The 16,237-nt window shown below is 73.6% G+C and carries 12 protein-coding genes and 1 pseudogene; 8 read left to right on the top strand and 5 right to left on the bottom strand.

Features of this window, described 5'->3' with window-relative positions; translation table 11 throughout:
• Positions 1-300 precede the first annotated feature (300 nt).
• Positions 301-1,287 (top strand): annotated as a pseudogene (locus tag O7595_RS06440) (helix-turn-helix domain-containing protein); the annotation flags it as partial.
• 939 nt (positions 1,288-2,226) lie between these two features.
• On the opposite strand, the gene rsgA reads toward O7595_RS06440, so the two are convergent.
• Positions 2,227-3,405 carry a ribosome small subunit-dependent GTPase A gene (rsgA, locus tag O7595_RS06445; protein ID WP_269727764.1) on the bottom strand — a complete coding sequence of 393 codons (1,179 nt, stop codon included), beginning with the start codon at positions 3,403-3,405 and terminating at the stop codon, positions 2,227-2,229.
• A 427-nt stretch (positions 3,406-3,832) separates the two neighbouring features.
• Here rsgA and O7595_RS06450 point away from each other — a divergent pair, with 427 nt between their 5' ends.
• Positions 3,833-4,603 (top strand): VOC family protein, encoded by a 771-nt coding sequence (locus O7595_RS06450; protein ID WP_269732393.1) that lies wholly within the window; start codon positions 3,833-3,835, stop codon positions 4,601-4,603.
• 237 nt (positions 4,604-4,840) lie between these two features.
• Entirely contained in the window at positions 4,841-7,549 is a 2,709-nt protein-coding gene (locus O7595_RS06455; RefSeq protein ID WP_269727765.1) for an FG-GAP-like repeat-containing protein, read from the top strand.
• 596 nt (positions 7,550-8,145) lie between these two features.
• Here the strand turns inward: O7595_RS06455 and O7595_RS06460 are convergent.
• On the bottom strand, positions 8,146-8,523 hold the full coding sequence (locus tag O7595_RS06460) for a DUF488 domain-containing protein (protein WP_269727766.1): 378 nt from the start codon (positions 8,521-8,523) through the stop codon (positions 8,146-8,148).
• A 118-nt stretch (positions 8,524-8,641) separates the two neighbouring features.
• Here O7595_RS06460 and O7595_RS06465 point away from each other — a divergent pair, with 118 nt between their 5' ends.
• Entirely contained in the window at positions 8,642-9,676 is a 1,035-nt protein-coding gene (locus O7595_RS06465; protein WP_269727767.1) for an SPFH domain-containing protein, read from the top strand.
• Positions 9,673-10,635: a hypothetical protein gene (locus tag O7595_RS06470; protein WP_269727768.1), complete on the top strand. Its 963-nt coding sequence runs from the start codon at positions 9,673-9,675 to the stop codon at positions 10,633-10,635. The genes O7595_RS06465 and O7595_RS06470 overlap by 4 nt, the downstream gene beginning before the upstream one ends.
• A gap of 322 nt (positions 10,636-10,957) precedes the next feature.
• Here O7595_RS06470 and O7595_RS06475 read toward each other — a convergent pair whose 3' ends face one another.
• Positions 10,958-11,197 (bottom strand): acyl-CoA carboxylase subunit epsilon, encoded by a 240-nt coding sequence (locus O7595_RS06475; RefSeq protein ID WP_269727769.1) that lies wholly within the window; start codon positions 11,195-11,197, stop codon positions 10,958-10,960.
• 12 nt (positions 11,198-11,209) lie between these two features.
• Positions 11,210-12,457 carry a cytochrome P450 gene (locus O7595_RS06480; RefSeq protein ID WP_269727770.1) on the bottom strand — a complete coding sequence of 416 codons (1,248 nt, stop codon included), beginning with the start codon at positions 12,455-12,457 and terminating at the stop codon, positions 11,210-11,212.
• A 292-nt stretch (positions 12,458-12,749) separates the two neighbouring features.
• On the opposite strand from O7595_RS06480, the gene O7595_RS06485 reads away from it, so the two are divergent.
• The 3 genes from O7595_RS06485 to O7595_RS06495 all read left to right on the top strand — a co-directional run bounded on the left by O7595_RS06485 (position 12,750) and on the right by O7595_RS06495 (position 15,798).
• On the top strand, positions 12,750-13,826 hold the full coding sequence (locus O7595_RS06485) for a type III polyketide synthase (RefSeq protein ID WP_269727771.1): 1,077 nt from the start codon (positions 12,750-12,752) through the stop codon (positions 13,824-13,826).
• Positions 13,827-14,086: 260 nt separating this feature from the next.
• Positions 14,087-15,232: a cytochrome P450 gene (locus O7595_RS06490; protein ID WP_443071576.1), complete on the top strand. Its 1,146-nt coding sequence runs from the start codon at positions 14,087-14,089 to the stop codon at positions 15,230-15,232.
• A complete protein-coding gene (locus O7595_RS06495) occupies positions 15,229-15,798 on the top strand; it encodes a cupin domain-containing protein (RefSeq protein ID WP_269727772.1) in 570 nt (189 codons plus the stop codon). Before O7595_RS06490 ends, O7595_RS06495 begins: the two co-directional genes overlap by 4 nt.
• A gap of 46 nt (positions 15,799-15,844) precedes the next feature.
• Here O7595_RS06495 and O7595_RS06500 read toward each other — a convergent pair whose 3' ends face one another.
• Entirely contained in the window at positions 15,845-16,120 is a 276-nt protein-coding gene (locus O7595_RS06500) for a hypothetical protein (protein ID WP_269727773.1), read from the bottom strand.
• Between the last annotated feature and the right edge of the window lie 117 nt (positions 16,121-16,237).

Consider the following 16,237-nt stretch of genomic DNA (forward strand, 5'->3'; position numbering starts at 1 on the left):
CGCCCGCCGGACGTTCGGGTGGTCAGCGCACGCCGGGCGCCCGGCCGTTGACGCCGGTGGTCGTCGCGTGGTGTGTGCCGTCCGGGCGGTGCGTGTCGGGTCCGTGGTGTGGGTACTGCTGCTGTGATGTGTGCGCTGGTGCGACACCGGTTGTCCGTCCGGTGCTCGTGGTGGCGCCACATCGGCAGAGCCGGAAGCCCTCTGGGGACGATGCCGGGCGGCGGGTTTACGCCGTGGCCGGTTTCCGCCACGATCGTGTCCGCAGCAGGCGGAACGGTGAGGTCCGGGGAGGGCTCAGGGGTGCTGGGAGCAATAGGTCTCGACGCGAGGCAGGAGTCGGCGTATCGCGCACTGGTGGCGCTGGGCGCCGCGGAGGTGGCCGACCTGGCACACCGGCTCGCGCTCCCGGAGGCCGACACCGAACGGGCGCTGCGGCTGCTGGAGCGTCAGGGACTGGCCGCGCAGTCGTCCGCGCGCGCCGACCGCTGGGTGGCGGCACCGCCGGGAGTGGCACTCGGCGCCCTGCTCACCCAGCACCGCCACGAACTCGAGCAGGCGGAACTCGCTGCGGCACTGCTGGCCCGGGAGTACCGGGTGGAGTCCACGGAAGCGCCCGTGCACGACCTGGTCGAGGTGGTCACCGGGGCCGGAGCGGTGGCGCACCGCTTCCTGCAGCTCCAACTGGGCGCGTCCCAGGAGGTGTGCGCGCTCGTCAGCGGGCAGCCGACGGTCGTCTCGGGAACGGACCACGAGGCGGAGGAACGGGCGGCGCAGCGTGGCGTCGCGTACCGCGTGGTCATCGAGCGCGAGGTGCTGACGCTGCCGACGGGGCTGGTCGAGGTGTCGGCCTCGCTCGGCCGCGACGAGCAGGTCCGGGTCGTGGACCGGGTGCCGACCAGACTCGTCGTCGCCGACCGGACGCTGGCGATGGTCCCGCTGACGGGGAGCGGCTCGGAGCCGGCGGCACTGGTGGTCCACGCGAGCGGACTGCTGGAGTCGCTGACCGGTCTGTTCGAGGCCGTGTGGCGGGAGGCGCTGCCGCTGCGCCTCGGCGGGAGCGGCGAGGTGACGGAGGACGGCCCCGGGGGCCCGGACGCCACGGACCTGGGGATCCTCTCGCTGCTGCTCGCGGGCATGACGGACGCGAGCGTCGCCAAGCAGCTCGACCTCGGCCTCCGCACGGTCCAGCGGCGGGTGAAGGGCCTCATGGACCTGGCCGGCGTGACGACCAGGCTGCAACTCGGCTGGCACGCGTACGAGAAGGGCTGGGTGGCACGCTCGGCCGGCGAGCGCCGGTCGCGCGGCCCGGGCACGAGTGCGGCCGCGGTCTCCGGGGCGGAAGGGCCGGCCGCCGAGGCGGACGCCGGCGACGCGGGCTTCGCGGCGTTCGCGGTGCCGTCCGCAGCCGCGGGACTGCCGGGGACGGATGCGGATGGGGCGGAAGCGCGCATCGGGGCGGCCGGCGCCGGGTTTGCCCAAGCGACCGCCGTCGACGCGGGAACGGCGGCTGTCGCGGGGTGAGCGAAGGGGGTGATCGGCCGCCTGGTGCGCGGAGGTCGGCCGAGACCCGGCACTCCGTCCGGATCCACCCCGGTTCGGTGGACGCGCAGATCGGCCGGCTGGATCCGGGTCCGGCGTCGAGCCACGGACCGGCCGAGCGTTCGTCCACGGCCGCGGTCCCGGAACCGTACGGCAGCCGCGAGGTACGGCGGACATCCGCTTACCGGACACCCCGACGAGCCCCGGAACCGTGGGCCGACCGCAGGGCACGGCGCACACCCCCGCACCGGAGGCCCGACGACCCTCTCTCGATCCGGTCCACCGCTTCCCGGGCGGGCAGGCCGGGCACGTCGCTCACCGCGTACGGGCCGCGGTGGGCCGGCCTCGACGGATCCCGGCCCCGTCCCGCGCCCGCTCGGCATCCGCCCGGGCGCGCGGTCCGCCGGGCGTACGGGCGTGGATGACGCGGGGGCGCACCGGTACCCGCGCCTGTGTGCCGCCGACGCCCGGCCGGCGGGCCGACGCGTGGTTCCGGGACCCGGAAGCGCCGGATCCACGTGGGTCGCGCTCCGGGGCCCGGTCGGCACTGCCCGGTCGGCAGGCGCCCCGTACCGCCGCGGACGGCGCGGCCCGGCGGCCCGCCGCCGGGTCCCGGGGGAGCTCCCCCGGGACCCGGTGGGCGCCCGGACGCCCGGACCCCCTGGGGCCCCGGGAACCCCTGCGGAATCAGCGCACGCGGCCGCTCCGCTTCGCCTCGCCCGCCGCGCGGCCCTCCGCGAGCTTGCGCTGCCAGTCGCGGCGGATCTCCGCACGGACTCGGGCGTCGGTCTTCGCGACGATGCGCCGGTTCTCGCGGACGAGCTTGCGGTAGCTGTCCAGTCGGCGTTGCGGCAGCGAGCCGTCGGCGAGTGCCGCGAGCACGGCGCAGCCCGGCTCCGACTCATGGGCGCAGTCGTGGAAACGGCAGTCCGCGGCCAGGTCCTCGATCTCCGAGAAGACCTGGCCCACACCGGCGCCCGCGTCGAAGAGGCCGACCCCCCGCAGCCCGGGAGTGTCGATGAGCACGCCGCCGCCGGGGAGGAGCAGCAGGTTCCGGGTCGTCGTCGTATGACGGCCCTTCCCGTCGACGCCTCGCGTGGACTGCACGTCCATGGCGTCCTCGCCGAGCAGCGTGTTCGCCAACGTGGACTTCCCCGCGCCGGAGACGCCGAGCAGCACGCTCGTACCGTCGGAGACGACCGCCGCGAGGACGTCCATACCCTCCCCGGTCATCGAGCTGACCGGAAGCACCTGGACGCCGGGGGCCGTGGTCTCCACGTCCTGCACCAGGTACGACAGGGCGGTCACGTCCGGCACCAGATCGGCCTTGGTGAGGACGACGAGCGGCTGCGCCCCGCTCTCCCAGGCCAGCGCCAGGAACCGTTCGATCCGTCCGAGGTCCGGCTCGACGGCGAGCGATACGGCGATGATCGCGTGATCGACGTTGGCGGCGAGGATCTGCCCCTCGGACCGCTGGGACGAGGTGGAGCGCACGAAGGCGGTGCGCCGCGGCAGGTACGCCCGTACGTAGCGGGGGCTGCCGCCCTCCGGGTCGACGGCAGCCCAGTCGCCGGTGCAGATCACACGGAGCGGGTCGTGCGGCGTGACGAACGCCGTGTCGGCGCGGACGGTCCCGGCCGCGGTGACGACGTCGCACTGGCCACGGTCGACCCGTACGACCCGCCCGGGCACCAGTCCGCGTTCGGCGTACGGCGCGAACGCGGCCGTGAGGTCGCCGTCCCAGCCGTAGGAGGCGAGCGGGTGCGCCGCCCCGCGGCCGGTGGCGGAGGCGCCGTGAGGAGAGTGCGGGGAGGAGCCCGCGGAGGGAGTTTCGGAAGAAGAGTGGGCAGAGGAGGGGAGAGACAAGGGAGACCCTTCACACGGGTGGCCCCGGCAACGCGCGCACGGGCGTGCGACAAGGAAGGAGCAGGTCAGCCGGTGACCACGGAAATAGGGGTGATGAACTTCGGGTTCCGGGCAGCGCCCGGCACGATGACCGTCATCAACGTCCTCACCTCCGTGTGTGTCTCGATGCCCATGGCCGTGTCTCGCGCACGGCGGCGACGCCACACTAGCCGGTCGCCCACACCGTGCCAACGGGTTTTCGGTACGCCGCCGCCGGGCGTCGGCGGCGTACCCGCTGCGGTGGCGACCGCCCCGATTCTGTTGAAGGGTGTCAGGGAGCGGCCGCCCGCCCTTGACCGGTGGCCGTCTGTCCTGGCCCGCCCTGCCCCGGGATGAACACGAATTGACGCGAATGAGGTGAGCGGCCGTGGCGAGCACTTCACCCGGGGTGCCGGGCACGCCGTGCTGGGTGAGCCTGACGACGCAGGACATGCGGGCCGCCCAGGACTTCTACGGCGCGGTGTTCGGATGGGAGTTCGCGCCGGACGTCCAGGCGGAGGGGTATGTGGTCGCCCACGCGGACGGCGAACCGGTCGCCGGTCTCGTGGAGTCCGCGCAGAGCATGGGGGTCCGGCTGCCGGTCGCCTGGACGGCGTACTTCGTGGCCGAGAGCGCCGACGCGGCGGCCGGACGTGTACGGGAGCGGGGCGGGACGGTCGCCGTGGGGCCGCTGGCCTTCGGCCGGGGGCGGATCGCCTGGGCGGCCGATCCGCTGGACGCCGCGTTCTGCATCTGGGAGGGGCCGGCCTCCCCGGGGTGGCGGGCGGGCCGGGGAACCGGCGCCGTGGCGTGGCTGGAGCTTCACACCAGGGACCCGTTCGCGTCCGCGATGTTCTACGGCGGGGTGTTCGAATGGGACGCCCATCCGGACGCCATCGACGTGCGCTACGAGCACGACCGCGTGATGCTGCGGGCCGGGGGCCGCACGGTGGCGGGGATGTACGGCGGCGTCCCGGAGTCGGCGGAGCCCGCGATCCGCCCCCAGTGGCACGTCCACTTCTGCCGCGACGACGTGGACGGGGCGACGGCCCGCGCGGCCGCGGCGCACGGCACCGTCGTGACGCCCCCGCAGGAGACCCCGCTCGGGCGAACGGCGACGATCCGTGACCCGGAAGGGGGACTCTTCCATCTGTCGTCCGCCGAGGACGACCCCTCCTGACGCACCGCCCCGCCTCGGTGACCCGAACCTCGGGCTCCCGCCCCCTCGCCACGCTCACACCCCACCGTCATGTGACTTCGATCACAAGCGGGGTGGCGGCTGTGATGTTTCACCGCTCCGACCCGCTGAACTGGTCGGGTGCTCCTGATGCGGGAGGGCCACCGGGAAACCCGGAAACATCACTGAGGGGTGGGGCATTTGAGCCCGCGCAGGTCGCACGCGTATCGACCGTTGAGCTTGAGACGCCGGGCGTGGCTGACGCTCGGCGCCGTGGTCCTGGGGGGAGCCGGCGTGGTCACGGTGGCCACCGCGAATCCGTCCGACCCGCCGCGGCCGGCCGGGCCGCCGGAGCGGGTGGCGAAGCTGCGGACCCTCGCGCTGGCCCGGGGCGGCGCCACGGAGCGCGAACTGCCGGCCACCGACGCGGCACCGTTCTCTCTGGTCGGCATCGGCTGGGACGGTGACGCCGCCCAGCTCGACGGCACGGCGCAGGTCCGTACCCGTGACGCCGCGACCGGCAAGTGGTCCGGCTGGCAGTCGGTCGAGTTCGACGCGCACCGCCCCGACGGTGCGGAGGGTGCGAAGCGGGCGGCCTCGGAGCCGCTGTGGGTCGGCCCGTCGACCGCCGTTCAGGTGCGCGTCCACTCGGGCAGGTCCGGACGGGCCCTGCCCAAGGGGCTGAAACTGCACATGGTGGACCCGGGCGTCAGCAAGGCGGAGTCGAGGAACCCGGCCGCCCCGTCCGTACGGCTGAGCTCACCCGGCCCGGGCATGGACAACGCCGCGTTCCCGGTGGAGGAGACGACCTCCGCGACGGTCACCGACACGGCCGCTCCCTCGGAGACGTCCACACAGGAGCCGCTGCCGAGCGACCCGCCGGCCCCGTCGGACACCGTCACCCCGACCGACACGGCCACCGGCACCGCCACCCCGACCGCGACACCGACACCGACCAAGCCCGTCGCGCTGCCGTCCACGGTCCGGCAGCCCCCGATCATCGGCCGAGCGCAGTGGGGCGCGGACGAGTCGCTGGTCGCAGACCCCGCCGAGTACATCGAGAAGATCCAGGCGGTCTACCTCCACCACACGGTGGGGACCAACGACTACAGCTGCGCCGAGTCCGCTGCGCTGGTACGCGGCATCATGACGTACCACGTCAAGACCGAAGGCTGGAACGACCTCGGCTACAACTTCCTGGTCGACAAGTGCGGCCAGATCTTCGAGGGCCGAGGCGGCGGCGTCGACCTGCCCGTCAAGGGCGCCCACACCTACGGCTTCAACAGCTACTCCACCGGAATCGCACTGCTCGGCGACTTCGAGGGCGATCCGGCGACCGGCAAGCCCGCCGGCCGGCCGTCGAAGGCGGCGCTGCGGTCGGCGGCCAGGGTCGCCGCGTGGAAGCTCGGCCAGTACGGCGGCAACCCGAAGGGCACCGTCACACTGACCGCGCAGGGCAACACCGGCAAGTACACGACCGGCCAGTCCGCGACGATGAACGTGATCTCCGGGCACCGCGACGCGTTCGCGACGGCCTGCCCCGGCAAGAACCTGTACGCCAAGCTCCCCGCCGTCCGGGACTTCGCCGCCGGTCCCGGCCGGAACTCCGCGATCCCGACGAGCGACTACAACCGCGACGGCATCAGCGACCTGGTCGCGGCGCTGCCCAGGGCCGACGGCGGAGCCGGCCGGGTGACCGTCCTGCCGGGCACCACGGACGGGCCGAGCAGAACGGTGCGGACCGTGATCGGTCAGAACAGCACCGGCGTGCCCGGCGATTCGGAGGGGGGCGACCAGTTCGGCACCAGCTCCTCCTGGGGCGACTACAACGGTGACGGCCACGCCGACCTGGTCGTCGGCACCCCCGGCGAGGACGACGAGTCCGGCCACACCGACACCGGCTCGGTGACCGTCCTGACCGGGCCCAATCTCAACTCCGGTGTCAGCTACATGACTTCACCCGCCTACCGGGTCACGGGCGACAAGCTCGGCACCGCCGTCACCACCGGCGACTTCAACGCCGACGGCACGGCGGACGTCCTGTCGGTGGCGCCGGGCAAGCCGGGCCGCTGGTGGGTCTTCGAGTCCAGGAACCCCACGTACGCCACGAAGGCCGGCTGGCTGAGCAACACCGCCAACACCTCGGTGGTCTCCTTCGCCTCCGCGGCGAGCGGCGACTTCGACAACGACGGCTACGCGGACGCGGCCGTCACCTACCGCGACTCGGCGGGCGTCGGCCGGCTGCTCGCCCTCAAGGGCTCGGCCGCCGGACTGCAGCGGGTCGGCATCCTCTACCCGCGCGGCGGCCGCTCGCTGGCGGCGGGCGACATCAACGGCGACGGCTACGACGACCTCGTCATCGGCCAGCCGAACGCCACCGAGTCCGGTCACACCGCGAAGGGCGGGGCCGTCGCCACCGTCCTGGGATCCGCGACGGGGCTGACCACGACCGGCCGCCAGACCTTCCAGCAGAACACCACGGGCATCCCCGACTCCGACGAGTCCGGTGACACCATGGGCGCCTCGGTCGCCATCGGTGACGTCGACCTCGACGGGTACGGCGACATCCTGACCGGCCTGCCCGGCGAGGACCTCACCCGGGGCGGTGTCAGCCGGTCCAACGCCGGGCAGGCCATCCTGATCCGCGGCTCCGCCACGGGTATGACGGCCACCGGGTCGGTCGCCTACCACCAGGACACCACCGGCGTACCCGGCTCGACCGAGCCGAACGACCGGCTCGGCTCCGCCGTGTCGCTGACGGACCTGTCGGGCAACTCGCGGGCGGACCTGGCCCTGGGCGCGGACGGCGAGGACGCGAACAACGGCACGATCCTGCAGTTGGACAACAGCAGCGCCTCCGGCGTCATCCCCTCCTCGGGCGTCTACTACGGCCGGACACTGCTCGGCGCGCCCGCTGGTGTCGGCATCGGCCGGCTGATCACCCCATGAGCCGGTGACCCCCGCACCACGACCGGCGGGGCGGCACGGGTGACGCACGGGTGGTGACCCGGGACCGGTAACACGTCACACGCCGCCGCACACGCCACCACCGGGGAGCGGCGCCGCACCGTGCGTCTTCGCACCCTGCGGCGCCGCATGGCGGCGACGGACGGCCGGACCCCAGGAGAAGGGGGCCCGGCCGTCCGTCGTCCCGGCAGCACGGCGCGGGCGGGGCCGCCGCCCTCCCCGCCCGAGTGGGGGCCGTATCCGCTCCGCACCTGTGCTCGGCCGTGCGTGTGAGGGCGTTCGGGCCGGAGCGCGCTTCGAGGTGTGGGCGGCCACATCGAGCCGGCCGACGGGCACGGGCGGTCTCCACCTGGAGCACCGCGACGTCGCGGAAGGACCCGGCGAGGACGCTACGGGCGCGCTGACCGGCGGGTGGGGGCCTGTGCGCCCGATCCCGGCGACGCCGCGCGCCCGGGCGCTGTCGGCGGAACTCACGGGAGTGGACGCCTTCGTGCCCGGCCGCAGGCCCGGACGCCCTTCCCGCCCGCTGACCGTCGCGTCGCTCTCCCCTGCGCACCGGGACGGGCACCGGTGAGCGGCTACCGGCTCGCCGGCGGCTCGGCGGACCTCTCCAGCACGTCGACGAGCGTGGGCACATGGCTGCCCTCGACTCTCTTCACCGAGGTGACGAGGGTGACCGGGCCGCCGCGGACGAGTGCGCGCAGCCGCTCCAGGGCCTGCGCCGCCGCGCCGTCCTCGAGTTCCGTGCGGTAGCGGGCGTCGAACTCCTCGTACCGCGAGCGGTCGTGGTGGTACCAGCCGCGCAACTCACCCGACGGGGCGACCTCCTTGAGCCACGCATCGACGGCGGCCCGCTCCTTGGAGACGCCGCGCGGCCAGAGCCGGTCGACGAGCACACGGGTGCCGTCGTCCGGGCGGGGGGTGTCGTAGACCCTGCGCACTTTGATGGTCGCCATGCCGTCAGCCTGCTGGGCGGGATGGCGCGGTGCAAGCGCGGGCATCCGAATTACGTCGTATTGACGATAAGCAGTCCGCCTCGATATCGTCTCTATGACGAAAAGAGGGGGTCGCCACATGGCCGACATCACCAGGCGCTTCGGTTGGCGCCATCTGCGTTCCGCGCCCACCGCACACGTCCGCCACCACCGCCATGGCCGGCTCGTCCACGACGGACCCGGCCTCAGCTTCTGGTTCCGGGCCCTGACCGCCGCACTGTCCGAGGTCCCCGTCGACGACCGGGAACTGGCCATGACCTTCCACGCCCGGACGTCCGACTTCCAGGACGTGTCCGTGCAGGCGACCGTGACGTACCGGATCAGCGACCCGGCGACGGCCGCCGCCCGGCTGGACTTCTCCGTCGACCCGGACACCGGCGCCTGGCGGGGAGCTCCACTGGAGCAGATCTCGACCCTGCTGACCGAGACGGCCCAGCAGCACGCGCTGGACGTGCTGGCCCGCACCCCGCTGTCGGCGGCCCTGGTCGACGGTGTCGCCGCCGTGCGGGAGCGGATCTCCGGCGGGCTCGGCGCGGAACCGCGGCTGTCCGCCACGGGCATCGAGGTGGTGGCCGTGCGCGTGATCGCCCTGCGGCCCGAACCCGAGGTCGAACGGGCCCTGCGCACCCCCGCCCGCGAGCAGATACAGCAGGAGGCCGACCGCGCGACGTACGAGCGGCGGGCGGTGGCCGTGGAACGGGAGCGGGCCATCGCCGAGAACGAGCTGGCCAGCAGGATCGAACTCGCGCGCCGGGAAGAGCAGTTGGTCGACCAGAAGGGCACCAACGCCCGGCGCGAGGCCGAGGAGAGCGCCGCGGCCGACGCCGTGCGCGCCGAGGCCGAGGCCGCCCGGAAGGTGCGACTCGCCAAGGCCGAGGCCACCGCGGCGCGCGAGGTGGGCGAAGCCCGCGCCGGGGCCCAGGCCGCATGGCTCCGGGTGCACTCCGAGGCCGACCCGTCGACCCTGCACGCCCTGGCCGTCACCCGGCTCGCGGAGAACCTGCCGCGCGTCGACAGCATCACCCTCTCCCCCGACGTCCTCACCGGACTGCTCGCGCGGCTGGGCGGGACGGGAACTGGAGCGGGAGCGGGAGCGGGAGCGGAGGGAGCGTGAGTCTCGCCCCGCGCGCCGTGATCGTGCACCGCACCACCGAGTACGAGGAGCTGCTCGCCCGTCACGGCACGCACGGCCAGGCCGAGTTCTTCCTCACCTCCCGCGGCCGGAGCATCCGTGAGGTCGCCGAGCGGCACCGGCGCAGCCGCCAGGCACTGGCCGCCGTCTCGGCGGCCGTGCCCGCCCGGTGGCGACGGGCCCGGGTGGAGCGGTCGGACCTCGACCGGTTCCTGTTCGCGCCCGAGGACGTGGTGGTCGTGGCCGGACAGGACGGGCTCGTCGCCAACACGGCGAAGTACCTGGCCGGTCAGCCGGTGGTGGGCATCGACACCGATCCCGGCCGCAACACCGGCGTACTGGTACGGCACGGGGCCGAGGACACGGGGCGGCTGCTGCAGGCCGCCGTGGGCCGCGGGGCCACGACGGACGAACTCACCATGGTGGAGGCGATCGCCGACGACACCCAGCGGCTCGTCGCGCTCAACGAGATCTACCTGGGCCGTCCCGACCACCAGACATCACGCTACCGGCTGGAACTCGACGGCGGCCGGGGCGGCGGGGGCGGCACGAGCGGCGGGAAGGCCGGGGGTGCCGGTCACGGGTCCGAGGAGGTCACGGCCGGCGAGGCCCAGGCGTCCTCCGGGGTGCTCGTCGGCACCGGAACGGGTGCGACCGGCTGGCTGCGGTCGCTGTGGGGAGAACGCGGCGGCGGCCGGCCGCTGCCGGCACCCGGCGAGGCCCGGCTCCTCTGGTTCGTCCGGGAGGCCTGGCCCTCCCCCACGACCGGGACTTCGCTGGTCGACGGGGACCTGACGGCCGGGCGCGGACTGCGCCTCACCGTCGAGTGCGACCGGCTGGTGGCCTTCGGTGACGGCATGGAGTCCGACGCGCTGGAGCTCACCTGGGGTCAGTCGGTCCGTGTGGGGGTGTCGGACACGTCGCTGAGGCTCCTCGTCTGACCGCACTTCCGGGAGAGGACCGCACTTCCGGGAGAGGGAGGCGTCGGCCCCGCCTGCCGGAGGGGGTGGGGTGGCGGGCGGGGCCGTTCGCGGGGCGGCGAGGGGGTGCCGCCCCCTTCGTGGGGGCTGTCGCGCGCTTCGGATACCCGGGACGTACGGGTTCATGCGGGGCGATGTCGAGGAGTCCCGCGCCGGTCTGCACCCGACCCGAACGGGCACGACCAGCCCGGCCGACTCGGCGGCCGCCCGAATCGACAACGACACCACGGCCCGCCCGGCCCAGCGACCGCCCGAATCGAACAACAACACCGCCCGGCCCGGCTCAGCGGCCTCCCGGGTCGAACGCCGTCACCGTTCGGTCCCGTTCCCGCCATGAGCCGCAGGGCTGGAAGCCGCCGCCCCAGGCGCGGTCCCAGTGGGCGCGCCGCGCTCCGCCGTCCGGTTCGCCTCCGCCGGCGGCGGCTCGGGCCGTCGAGCGGCGGTGGGCGACGACGGTCAGCACGGCCATGACTGCGGCCAGTTCCTCGGCGTCCGGAGTGCCGTGCACGATACGCAGTTCCACGTCCACGCGTCCTCACCACCTCACCGGGAGGGACTTGGGCCCGCGGATCAGCGCGCCCTCCTGCCAGGCGATCTCCTCCTCGGGCACCGCGAGGGCCAGCCGCGGGTAGCGGCGCAGGAGCGTCGCCAGCATCACCTCGGACTCCATCCGCGCCAGCATCGGGCCCACGCAGTGGTGCGGGCCGTACCCGAAGGACAGATGCGCGGCCGCGGAACGGCCGAGGTCCAGGGTGTGCGGGTCGGGGAAGACCGAGGGGTCCCGGTTCGCGGCCAGGTACGAGCAGTGGACGGCCTCGCCGGCTCCGATGCGCACGCCGCCGACCTCCACGTCCTCGGTGGCGATCCTCGGCAGGCCCACGCCGTTGCGGTGCGGGACGAAGCGCAGCAGCTCCTCGACCGCCCGCGGCAGCAGTTCGGGCTCGGCGCGCAGCCGCGCCAGCTGCTCCGGACGGGTGAGAAGGGCGAACACCATGTTTGCGCTGTTGTTGCGGACCGCGTGCGCGCCGCTCACGAGGATCGCCGTCGCCATCGACAGCGCCTCGTCATCACTGATCTCCCCGTCGGAGGCGGCGGCGGCGAGCACCCCGGCCAGATCGTTCGCGGGTTCCGCGCGCCGGCGGACGAGCAGCGCCTCGACGACCTCGCGTACCGACTTCCTCCCAGCCTGACTGCGGGCCGGAGCGGCACCCGGCGTCATGATCACGTCCGTCCAGGAGATCATGCGGGCGCGGTCCTCCTCCGGCAGCCCCAGCAGATCGCCGACGACGGACAGCGGGAACGGCCCGTGCAGGTACCGCACCAGATCGGCCGGGGCACCGTGCCGCTCCATCTCGTCCAGCAGTGCGTCCGCGGTCCGCTGGGCCCGGGGTCTCAGGCGCTCCATGCTGCCGCCGGTGAAGGCGCGGGCGACGACCCGGCGCATGGTCGTGAGATGCGGAGGGTCCGTGTAGTTGAGGGAGGCGTGCCTGTCGGCGATGGCATGCGGGGAACCGCTGGTCACGTCCCGGTCGGCGAGGGCCCGGCGGCTGAACCGGGGGTCCGAGGTGACGGACCTGACGTCCTCGTGGCGCGTCACGAGCCAGGCGGTGCCCCGGCCGTACGGAAGCCGGATGCGTGCCACCGGCTCGTCCCGGAGGACCGTGGTCAGGAACGGGTCGAAGTCCAGCGCCCTCAGGTCCTTGAGGCTCCAGTGGCGAACGCCCCCGTCCCCCCGCGGACCGGGTCCGGACACGGCCGGCGTCCCGGGTTCTGACGTCTTCACGTTCAACTCCCCACGTCGACGCCCGATGCCGCCGCGGCCCCTGATCACGCCGGGTGAGCGGAGCGGGCGGCGTTCAACGGCTTCGACATCCCTTCCCGGTCGCCGCGCCGTCCGGACGGCACCGACGCGCCATCACCCGGACGGACCAGCACCTCGCGGACGCCGCGCGGTCCGGACGGCATGGGCGGGCCATCACCCGGACGGACCAGCCACAAGGGCTTTCCTCGGCGGGCGCGAACGGGTGACCTCCCGGATCCTTTTGGAGGGGAACGCGAGAGAAGGGCGCACCATCATGGCCACTCTGTGCCGACCGGCGGTGTCCGTACCCGAACACGTGATCACCATGGAGCAGACGCTGGACCTGGCGCGGGCCGTTCACGCGGACCACCCACAACTGGACCTGGCGCTGCGCCTGATCCGGAACACCGGGGTGGAGAAGCGGCACCTGGTGCAGCCGATCGAGGAGACGCTGAGGCACCCCGGCTTCGAACGCCGCAACGCCCTCTACGAGTCCGAGGCGAAGGCCCGGGTGCCCTCGGTGATCGAGCGGGCGCTGGCCGACGCCGAGCTCAGGCCCGTCGACATAGACGTGATCATCTACGTGTCGTGCACCGGCTTCATGATGCCCTCGCTCACTGCCTGGCTGATCAACTCCATGGGCTTCCGCACGGACGCGCGTCAGGTGCCGATCGCCCAGCTCGGCTGCGCGGCCGGGGGCGCAGCGGTCAACCGGGCCCATGACTTCTGCACGGCGTACCCGGAGGCCAACGCCCTCATCGTGGCGTGCGAGTTCTGTTCGCTGTGCTACCAGCCGACCGATCTGGACGTGGGCAATCTGCTGTCCAACGGGCTCTTCGGTGACGGTCTGGCCGCTGCCGTGGTGCGCGGCAGGGGCGGACACGGTGTCGCCCTGGAGCGCAACGGCTCCTACCTGGTGCGGGACACCGAGGACTGGATCGCCTACGACGTCCGCTCCACGGGCTTCCACTTCAAGCTCGACCGACGGGTGCCCGGCACCATGGAACCACTGGCGCCGGCGCTCAGGGAGCTCGCGGCCGAACACGGCTGGGACGCCGCCTCGCTGGACTTCTACATCATCCACGCGGGCGGTCCACGCATCCTCGACGACCTGGGGAAGTACCTCGGGGTGCCGCCCGAGGCGTTCCGGTTCAGCAGGGCCACGCTCACCGAGTACGGGAACATAGCCAGCGCCGTCGTCCTCGACGCCCTGCGCCGGCTGTTCGACGAGGGCTCGACCCGGCACACCGCACGCGGCATCCTCGCCGGCTTCGGCCCCGGCATCACCGCGGAGATGAGTCTGGGGCGCTGGACCGAGGCCGAGGCTCCTGCTCCGGCGGGGAGGTGCTGACCGTGCGGGACGAAGCCTCCACGACACCGACGCCCCTGGCGCCGACGACACCGAAGCCAGAGCCTGAGCCGACACCGACACCGACACCGACACCGACACCGACGGCAGCGGCAGCGGCAGCGGCAGCGGCAGCAGCCAGGACCACGGCTGCCGAGGCCACGGCCACGTCCGCCGAAGGCACGACGGCAGCAGCGGCAGCGCTATCGACGCCCGACGCGCCTCCCCCGGTCCGCTTCTGGCCGGTACGGGACCTGACCGGCGTGGAGTTCGACCCGGATCTCGCGGCGCTGATGCGGGAGGGACCCGTGACCCGGATCCGGCTCCCCAACGGCGAGGGCTGGGCCTGGCTGGTGACGCGCCACGAGGACGTGCGGACCGTGACGAACGATCCGCGCTTCAGCCGCAAGGCGGTCGTCGGCAGCGATGTCACCCGGCTGGCACCGCACTTCATCCCGGTGGACGGCGCGGTCGGCTTCGAGGACCCGCCCGACCACACACGGCTGCGCCGTGCCGTCGCCCCCGCGTTCACCACCCGCGGCGTGGAACGGCTGCGCGGGCGCGCACAGACCGTGCTCGACGAACTCGTCGACGGCGTCCTGGGCGACGGGCCGCCCGCCGACCTCGTCGCCCGTGTCCTCGCGCCGTTCCCGCTGGCCGTCGTCTGCGAACTCATGGGCGTACCCGCCGGAGACCGTCCGACGATGCACGAGTGGACCTCGCTCATCCTCTCCTCCGCCGAGGGCGCCGAGCGCAGCGAGCGGGCCAGGACCGCGATGTGCGACTACTTCGCCGGGCTGCTGGGCGAGCGGCGGGGCACCGGCGGCGACGACGTGATCGGGCTGCTGTCGACGGCCGTCACGCACGGGGAGATCACCGTGGCCGAGGCCGTCGGCTTGGCGCTGTTGATCCAGATCGGCGGCGAGGCGGTCACCAACAACACGGGGAACATGGCGTACATCCTGCTGACGCGGCCCGATCTGCTGGACCGGCTGCGCGGGGACCCCGGGGTGCGCGCCACGGCCGTGGACGAGTTGCTGCGGTGGATTCCGCACCGCAACGGGGTCGGGCTGTGCCGCGTCGCGACCGAGGACCTGACCGTCGGCGGCCGGGAGATCCGCCGGGGAGAGGCCGTCTACGTCTCGTACCTCGCCGCCAACCGGGATCCGGAGGTGTTCGCCGATCCGGACGCGATCCTGCTGGACCGGAGCCCCAACCCGCACGTGGCGTTCGGTTACGGTCCGCACTACTGCGTGGGCGCGCTGCTGGCCCGGCTGGAGACCGAGCTGCTGTTCTCCGCCCTGGTCGACCGCTTCCCGGGGATGCGTCTCGCCGGGCCGGCGGAGCAACTGCGCTGGCGGCCGGGTGCGTTGATACGGGGTCCCGAGGGATTGCCGGTGGTCTGGTGACGTCCCACGTACAGCACCCACGGGCAGCGGAGGGCGACCGCCCCGCCCCGGCCGAGGGCCTGCTGGTGCCCGCGGGCCACGGCCGTACGCTGCGCGCGGCTGCCCAGGAGGTGACGTTCAAGGTCACCGGTGCGCATTCCCGTGTGTCGTCCAGCTTCGAGGTGGTCGTCCCTCCGGGGTTCGACGTCGGGGCGCATGTGCACGCCCGGAGCGAGGAGCTCTTCTACGTGCTCGACGGCGAGCTGGAGATGCTCGCCTTCGAGCCGCGGGTGCGGACGGACGGCGACTGGCGGGACTGGGAGTCACCGAGCGGGCGGCGTCCGGTGCGTGCGGGTCCGGGCACGGTCGTCGTGGTGCCGCCCGGCTGTCCGCACGCGTTCGCCAACCGGACCGGGAAGCCGGCGAGGATGTTCTTCCAGGCGTCCCCTCCGCCGGACCACGAACGGTATTTCGAGGAGCTGATCGCCATCCTCGACGCGGGGGGCCCGCCCGATCACGGGGCGATCGCCGAGCTCCGGGCCCGTTACGACATCGAGCAGCTCACTCCCCTGCGCCACGAGGCGTGAACGCGCGCCGGCCGCGGAGAGCGTGCGCCGACGGGCTCGACGAGTCCTACGGGACCGACGCGTCCGGCGGACTCACCGGGTCCGCCGGACTCCTGCGGTGCAGCCCCGTCACCAGACCGAACAACGCCACCTCGTTGCCGACGAGGCCCGCAGCGGCGAGGGCTTCGTCCGCCTCCGCCATGGGGGCGCTGAGCAGCACGGGAGGCGGCGGGGCGTCGGCACCGGGAGGTTCGGCGAGCGCGGCGCGCACGGCGCCGAGGAGCCGCACGTACGCCTGGGCGGCGGCTCGTTCACGGGACGTCATCACAGCGGTGGCACTCATCGGTCGGCCGTTCCTCTCGGGTCGTCTCGCGTCATATGTGACGGTGCACCCGCCACCCTGCCGCACGCCACTGACAACGCCTCCCCGTCGCACCCCCGTTGCGGTGACCGCTCCCGC

The organism is Streptomyces sp. WMMC940 (genome assembly GCF_027460265.1).
In the GTDB taxonomy this organism is placed as follows: domain Bacteria; phylum Actinomycetota; class Actinomycetes; order Streptomycetales; family Streptomycetaceae; genus Streptomyces.